Raw genomic sequence first — 6,699 nt, forward strand, 5'->3', positions numbered from 1 at the left:
GACCGCGGACTCAAGGTCGCCACCGACGCCGACCCGCTCGGCGTGACCCTCGTCACCAGCGACGCCCACGCCGGCCTGAAAGCCGCCGTCAAGGCGATCCTGCCCGGCGCCGGATGGCAGAGATGCCGGGTCCACTTCGCCCGCAACGTCACCCAGCGCCTCGGGTCGGCCCGTTCCAAGCCGGTCAACGCGTTGATCTCGACGATCTTCGCGCAGACCACCCCCGAAGCGGTGATCGCGCAGTATCACCAGGTCACCGACAGTCTGCGCGGCTCGTTCCCCGAGATCACCGCCATGCTCGAGGCCGCCGAGCCGGACCTCACCGGGTTCGCCCCGCTGCCCCGGGAGCACTGGCAGAAGGTCTGGTCCAACAACCCCATCGAGCGCCTCAACCGCGAGATCAAACGCCGCGCCGACGTCGTCCAGATCTTCCCCGACCGCGACTGCGTGACCCGCCTCATCGGCGCCGTACTCCAGGAGCAGCACGAGGAATGGAGCTACGGCGAACGCCGCTACTTCTCCGACATCTCGATGCGCAAACTCGTCCACACCCTGCACCAGCACACCGACCCCGCACACCCCGACCTCTACCTCACCGCCTGACCACCACACACCAGAAGAAACAACAGCAGTGACACCACACCACGGGACTTGACCTGTCCGTGCTATTAGTGTCACTGTAAGTCTGACAGGAGGAGATAGAACTATGGCGAAAATCATCGGCGTATCGAAGTTTGAACGGCTCTTTCGGGAGGCAGCCGGCCTGGACGTGGACAAGAACGACCTGGCGCGGCTGAACGATTTCGTGCGGCAGAAGGTCTACGATCTGTTGCTGGCGGCGCAGGCCACGGCCAAGGACAACCAGCGAGACGTCATCCAGCTGCACGACCTGCCGCTGACGCTCGGCTTCAAGGAGAGCATGCGGGCCTTCGACGGGCTGGACACCGCACTGGAGCTTCAGCCTATCCTGGATCAGCTGGTAGCCCTGCCCCCGCTCGACCTGGCCTACAGCTATGAGATGGAAGCGGAGTTGCCGCGCCTGGTCGGCGGGCTGACGGTGGCGCTGGCACGTGCCTTCAAAATCCTCGATCCTAAGGTCAAAAACCCGCAGAGCGTGCACTGGGAGCGGGCCAAGGCTATCTTTGACCTGCTCTTTTAGCGTGCCGGACAAGACCTCGATTCGGGTTGCGCGTGGCAGGTCCAGCACTGCGTCAGCGGGAGGCCTGGCCGCGGGTGAGTCCAATAGCGTGGTGTCAATTCCCGCGGGGTTCTCGTCGTCGTAGACGGTGAAGGGCCATCGTGGGATGACCAGTTGTTTCCGCCAAGAAGCAAGAAGAGTGATCCCACGATGACCCACAACCAGTCTGCCCTGACGACCCTGATCGGCGAAGTCCTCGCCGACCCCGACCTGGCCCACTCGGACGTGTTCCGGCGAATGCTGCAGGCCGGCCTGCAAGACCTGATCAACGCGGAAGCGACCGTGAAGATCGGCGCGGCCCGTTACGAACGCACCCCGGAGCGGACCACCCGCCGTAACGGCACCCGGCCGAAGACCCTCGCGACCCCGGCCGGGGAGGTGGACCTTCAGATCCCGAAGCTGCGGGAGGGGTCGTTCTTCCCCTCGCTGCTGAGCCCGCGCCGCCGGGTCGACAAGGCGCTCTACGCGGTGATCTGTCAGGCCTGGATCGACGGCGTCTCGACCCGCAAGGTCGATCAGCTGATCCGCGCCCTGGGTAACGACACTGGCATCTCAAGATCGACGGTGTCGCGGATCTGCGGTGAGATCGACGAGGCGGTGCAGGAGTTCCTTTCCCGCCGGATCGATCACACTTGGTTCCCGTACCTGTTCCTCGACGCGACCTACCTCGACGTCCGCCACCGCGGCCGGGTCGCCTCGCAGGCCCTCGTCGTCGCCACCGGCGAGGGCAGGCGGGAGATCCTCGGGATGGCGCTCGGTGACGCGGAGACCACCGACTTCTGGACCGAGTTCCTCCGCAGCCTCCGCGACCGCGGACTCAAGGTCGCCACCGACGCCGACCCGCTCGGCGTGACCCTCGTCACCAGCGACGCCCACGCCGGCCTGAAAGCCGCCGTCAAGGCGATCCTGCCCGGCGCCGGATGGCAGAGATGCCGGGTCCACTTCGCCCGCAACGTCACCCAGCGCCTCGGGTCGGCCCGTTCCAAGCCGGTCAACGCGTTGATCTCGACGATCTTCGCGCAGACCACCCCCGAAGCGGTGATCGCGCAGTATCACCAGGTCACCGACAGTCTGCGCGGCTCGTTCCCCGAGATCACCGCCATGCTCGAGGCCGCCGAGCCGGACCTCACCGGGTTCGCCCCGCTGCCCCGGGAGCACTGGCAGAAGGTCTGGTCCAACAACCCCATCGAGCGCCTCAACCGCGAGATCAAACGCCGCGCCGACGTCGTCCAGATCTTCCCTGACCGCGACTGCGTGACCCGCCTCATCGGCGCCGTACTCCAGGAGCAGCACGAGGAATGGAGCTACGGCGAACGCCGCTACTTCTCCGACATCTCGATGCGCAAACTCGTCCACACCCTGCACCAGCACACCGACCCCGCACACCCCGACCTCTACCTCACCGCCTGACCACCACACACCAGAAGAAACAACAGCAGTGACACCACACCACGGGACTTGACCCCAGAGACTCCCCACAGGACCAAGATCACCGGGCTCAGCACCCGCGTGACACCAGACAGCGGCCACGCTCGACCTCCCGGGCGCCACAGGGGCACCGTCGGGAGGACGGACCACTGTGAGAAGGGAAGCCGTCCTCGACCCCAGATCAGAGCGGACTTCAACCCCGGAGCAGGACGGACTTCGACGTCAGAACTGAGCGGACCTCGAGGGGAGAAGAGAGCGGACTTCGACCCCAGAAGAGAGCGGACTTCAGGGTTCGGGGGGTGTGGCGGGGCCGGCGGGGCCGGCGCGGGCGCGTGCCTCGACCGGCACCGGTACCCCGGCCAGGACGAGGGTGTCGCGCACGACCACCAGGGTGTCCCTGCCCGCCACGGTGCAGGCTCCCAGCTCCATCCCGTTGGCCCCGGCGACTGCCGAGGCGCGCTCGCAGGGCAGCGATCCCGCATCCGTCCACCCCGACACCGCGGAGGCGTCCCCGCCTGCGAGCGCAGCGAGGTCCGCGACCGCCCGGGCGCGCACCAGATGTGTGTGCACGGCTCCGAGCGCGAGGAGGAAGCCACACAGGACGAGGGCGGTCACCAGGATCCCCACGACGGCGATCGTCCCGGATCCCTCCTCCGCGTCACCGGGACTCCGCCCCTGCGGGGTCACGGAACTCCTCCCTCGACCAGGGTCCGCACCGAGCAGGAGGCCGTCATCCCCACCCACGCGCCAGGACCGGTCAGCTCGGCGTGCCCCACCACCTCGACCCAACGCCCCTCCCGGGACACCGCGACCCGGGCACCGGGACCGAAGGAATGCGCGGCCATGCCTGCCGGATCCTCGCCGCCCACGGAGGCCTCACGCGCCACCTCGCGCACCGCCTGGCACAGGGCCGCCCGCGTGCTCCCGGCCGCGACGACCCCCAGGACGAGGGCGAGCACGACAGCCACGACGATGAACCCCAGGGCCAGTTCGACCGTGACCATGCCGGCGTCGGCAACCCCGTGGGGCCCCCGACGCCGGCGCGGAACTGCAACTGCGTTCACCGGGTCACCGCACTCACAGTGACAGCGCGGTCTGGATGATCCCCTCAAGCAGGCCCCGCACGGCGCCCGACTTGAGGACGACCAGGAGCAGGCCCGCGAAGCCGGCCGCCGCCACGGCACCGATCGCGTACTCGACGGTGGTCGATCCCTCCTCGGGATCGGCCACCCGCCCCACCCGTTCCTCCTCCAACTGTTCGATCGCCATCCTGTCTCCCCTTCCTGTGCCACCCCGGACCCTCCGGGGTGGGAGCCAGACTGGGGTGCGCCTCCCATCTCCTCCACCCGCGCGGACCTCGTCTGTGGACACAGCACGGGCGGACGACCGTGCTGTGGACAGAGCGGCCCGGTCGACACCGCTCACACGGGCGCGCCGAACCCGCTGGAGGCGAGGTGCGCCAGCACGGGCACCACGCCCAGGGCCACGAAGCCGGGCAGCAGCAGGGCAGCCACGGGGACCACCAGTCGCACGGCCAACCTCTCCGCCTCCTCCGTGGCACGGGCCATCCTGCGCGACCTCACACCCGCGGCGGCCCGCCGCAGCAGCGGGACGGGTGCGGTCCCGTCCGTCCACGCCGGGGACAGGGCATCCCCGAGGTCTCCCGCCTCCTCCGGGTGGGGATCCCATGCCGTGCCCCAGGGGACTCCGAGGAGCAGTTCACGTCCGATCCGTCCCAACTCGGGCAACTCCGCGGCAGCGCCGAGGGCCTCCAGGGTGGTGGGCACCGAGGCACCGGACTCCAGACCGGCCACCGCCAGGTCGCACAGGATCGCCGGGTCCACCCGCCCCATCGCCCCCGTCCCCTCCGCACGTCGCGTGAGCAGGCGGGAGACGAGGTGACCACCCACCTGGCAGGCGACGCCGACCACCAGGCACACCGTGCCGACTCCGCCTCCGAGCAGGAACGCCATCGGTCCGGCCCCGAGGGCCTCGCCCGCGGCGACACCCAGCAGCGGCAGCGCCAGGAGCACACGCGTCGAGGTGCGCGGACCACTCCCGGCCGCCCGTCGAGCGTCCTCGGCGGCCGCGGCCCCGTCGACACCGTCGGCCACGAGGTCGAGGACGCCGGCCAGGGGAGCTCCGAGGTGGGCCGTGAACCGGCAGGCCGTGACCAGTGCCCTCGCCGACGCCCGCTCCGCGCGGGCCGGCGCCCGACCCGCCCGCAGCACGTCCCACACCCCCGGAGCCACGGCACGGGTGTCGTCCCCCGCGGGGGGAGCGTCTCCCCACCCGCCACCACCGCGCCCACCGCCGGACGCCGGAGACCCTCGCTGCTCCCCGCGCCGTCGCAGGCGGCCGGGTCCCCACCTCCCCGGCAGGCGCAGGTCCCGCCAGCGCGGCCGGTGCGCCAACGCCGCCAGACCCCGGGGCACTCCGGCCCCGTCGCTCCCCCCGAGAGGTCCGAGTCCCGGGTGACGCTCCCAGGAACGCGCCCAGGCCTCCGGTACCGATGCGCCCGCACCGAGGCGGGCCGAGACCTCCGTGACCAGCATCGACAGGGGCGGGGCCCCGCCACCGCGCCCCTCCCGAGGTCCGTGCACCCGGGGGCGCCGCCCTCGTGCACCCGCATCCCCCAGGGACACCTCCGCCGCCCACGCCGCCCCCTGTGAGGGAGCCGCACCCCGGCCTCGCCAGTGCCTCACGCGCGCCATCCGCTCCCACCGGGTGAGCAGGGGGAGGAGAGCCAGTCCGGCAGCGCACGCTGCCGCGGCCAGCACCCACATCACGGGGCGCCACCGCCCCGGTCACCCGCCGGCCCCTCCCCGACGAGTGCCTGCCCGGCCTCCCGCACCACCACTCCCAGCCGCGCACACAGGACCTGCCACCCGGGTCCGTGGACGACCTCGCCGGACGGCCCGACGTCGACCGCGACCTCACAGACCAGATCGCCACCCCGTCGGATGAGCACCCCGACCTGGCTGACGCGCCTGCCCCCGGGATCCCGGCGCATCTGGACCACCGCGTCCAGGGCGGCCACCGCCTGGGCCGCGACCGCGGCACCCCCCATCCCGGACAGCGCCCCCAGGGCGGCGAGGCGCGCAGGGACGTCCTCCACGGTGTTCGCATGGATCGTCGCCCACCCGCCATCGTGGCCGGTGTTGAGGGCGGTGAGGACGTCACGCACCTCGCCCCCGCGGCACTCCCCGAGCACCAGGCGGTCGGGACGCATCCGCATGGCGGCGCGCACGAGGTCCGTCAGGGTCACCCCGCCGGCGCCCTGTACATTCGCGCGTCGTTCCTGGAGGTGGACGACGTGGGGGTGCGAGGGCGCCAGCTCGGTGACCTCCTCGATGCAGACGATGCGTTCCGTGGGCGGGACCAGACCCAGCAGGGTGCACAGGAGCGTCGTCTTCCCACTCCCCGTCGCACCGCTGACCAGGGTGTTGGCCCGGGAGGAGACGAGGGCGCGCAGGAGCCACTCCAGACCGGCGGGGACCGTGCCCACCTCGACCAGTTCCTCCAACGTGAAGGCCACCGCCCGCGAGGTCCTCAGGGAGATGACCGTCCCGTCCCGGGACAACGGGGGCAGGACGGCATGGAGACGCACTCCTCCGGGCAGCGTCCCGTCCACGACGGGGCTCGCATCGTCCAGTCGCCTCCCGCAGGCCCCGGCCATGTGGACCGCGAGCGCACGCACCCGCCGCTCCTCACCGAGGTCCAGGGCGACCGCCTCGATCCCCTCCCCGCGGTCCACCCACACGCCCCCCGGTGTGACCAGGACATCGGAGACGTCCGGCTGGGCGAGCAGTGGCGCCAGCTCGGGGCCGACACCGCGCACGAGGGACTCCAGTTCCTCCCAGGCGCCGACGAGCTCGTGGACCCCGGCACCGGGACGCGCGTGCTCGCGCACGGCCGTGGCCACGTCGGCTCCGCGCGCCACGGCGCGGTGCAGCGCCCAGGCACCGACCCCGTCCCCGGTCCCGCCCCCTGCACGCGTGCCCGCATGCGTGCCTGCACCCACCGCGGCCCCTGCCCCCTCCGCCGGACCCGGCGCTGCGGCTGCCCCCGAC

8 protein-coding genes are annotated in these 6,699 nt (G+C 71.5%); 3 read left to right on the forward strand and 5 right to left on the reverse strand.

Going from position 1 to position 6,699, the window contains the following annotated elements:
- From BQ9890_RS10800 to BQ9890_RS10810, 3 genes are all read left to right on the forward strand, one after another.
- On the forward strand, window positions 1-603 hold a 603-nt coding region (locus BQ9890_RS10800; RefSeq protein WP_195907667.1), incomplete at its 5' end, for a transposase.
- Window positions 604-706: 103 nt separating this feature from the next.
- Entirely contained in the window at window positions 707-1,159 is a 453-nt protein-coding gene (locus tag BQ9890_RS10805; RefSeq protein WP_075891454.1) for a DUF1931 family protein, read from the forward strand.
- 189 nt (window positions 1,160-1,348) lie between these two features.
- Window positions 1,349-2,608: an IS256 family transposase gene (locus BQ9890_RS10810; protein ID WP_075891458.1), complete on the forward strand. Its 1,260-nt coding sequence runs from the start codon at window positions 1,349-1,351 to the stop codon at window positions 2,606-2,608.
- A 303-nt stretch (window positions 2,609-2,911) separates the two neighbouring features.
- On the opposite strand, the gene BQ9890_RS10815 is transcribed toward BQ9890_RS10810, so the two are convergent.
- The 5 genes from BQ9890_RS10815 to BQ9890_RS10835 form a co-directional block, all read right to left on the reverse strand.
- Window positions 2,912-3,313, reverse strand: coding sequence for an Rv3654c family TadE-like protein (locus BQ9890_RS10815; protein ID WP_075891460.1), 402 nt, complete (start codon window positions 3,311-3,313; stop codon window positions 2,912-2,914).
- Window positions 3,310-3,630, reverse strand: coding sequence for a hypothetical protein (locus BQ9890_RS10820; RefSeq protein WP_075891462.1), 321 nt, complete (start codon window positions 3,628-3,630; stop codon window positions 3,310-3,312). Before BQ9890_RS10820 ends, BQ9890_RS10815 begins: the two co-directional genes overlap by 4 nt.
- Before the next feature lie 73 nt (window positions 3,631-3,703).
- A complete protein-coding gene (locus tag BQ9890_RS10825) occupies window positions 3,704-3,895 on the reverse strand; it encodes a DUF4244 domain-containing protein (protein WP_075891464.1) in 192 nt (63 codons plus the stop codon).
- A gap of 152 nt (window positions 3,896-4,047) precedes the next feature.
- Window positions 4,048-4,878, reverse strand: coding sequence for a type II secretion system F family protein (locus BQ9890_RS15935; protein ID WP_195907668.1), 831 nt, complete (start codon window positions 4,876-4,878; stop codon window positions 4,048-4,050).
- Between the two features lie 533 nt (window positions 4,879-5,411).
- Entirely contained in the window at window positions 5,412-6,650 is a 1,239-nt protein-coding gene (locus BQ9890_RS10835) for a TadA family conjugal transfer-associated ATPase (protein WP_075891466.1), read from the reverse strand.
- Window positions 6,651-6,699: the final 49 nt, after the last annotated feature.

Origin of the sequence: Actinomyces provencensis, assembly GCF_900155435.1 — a bacterium.
Taxonomy (GTDB): Bacteria; Actinomycetota; Actinomycetes; order Actinomycetales; family Actinomycetaceae; genus Pauljensenia; species Pauljensenia provencensis.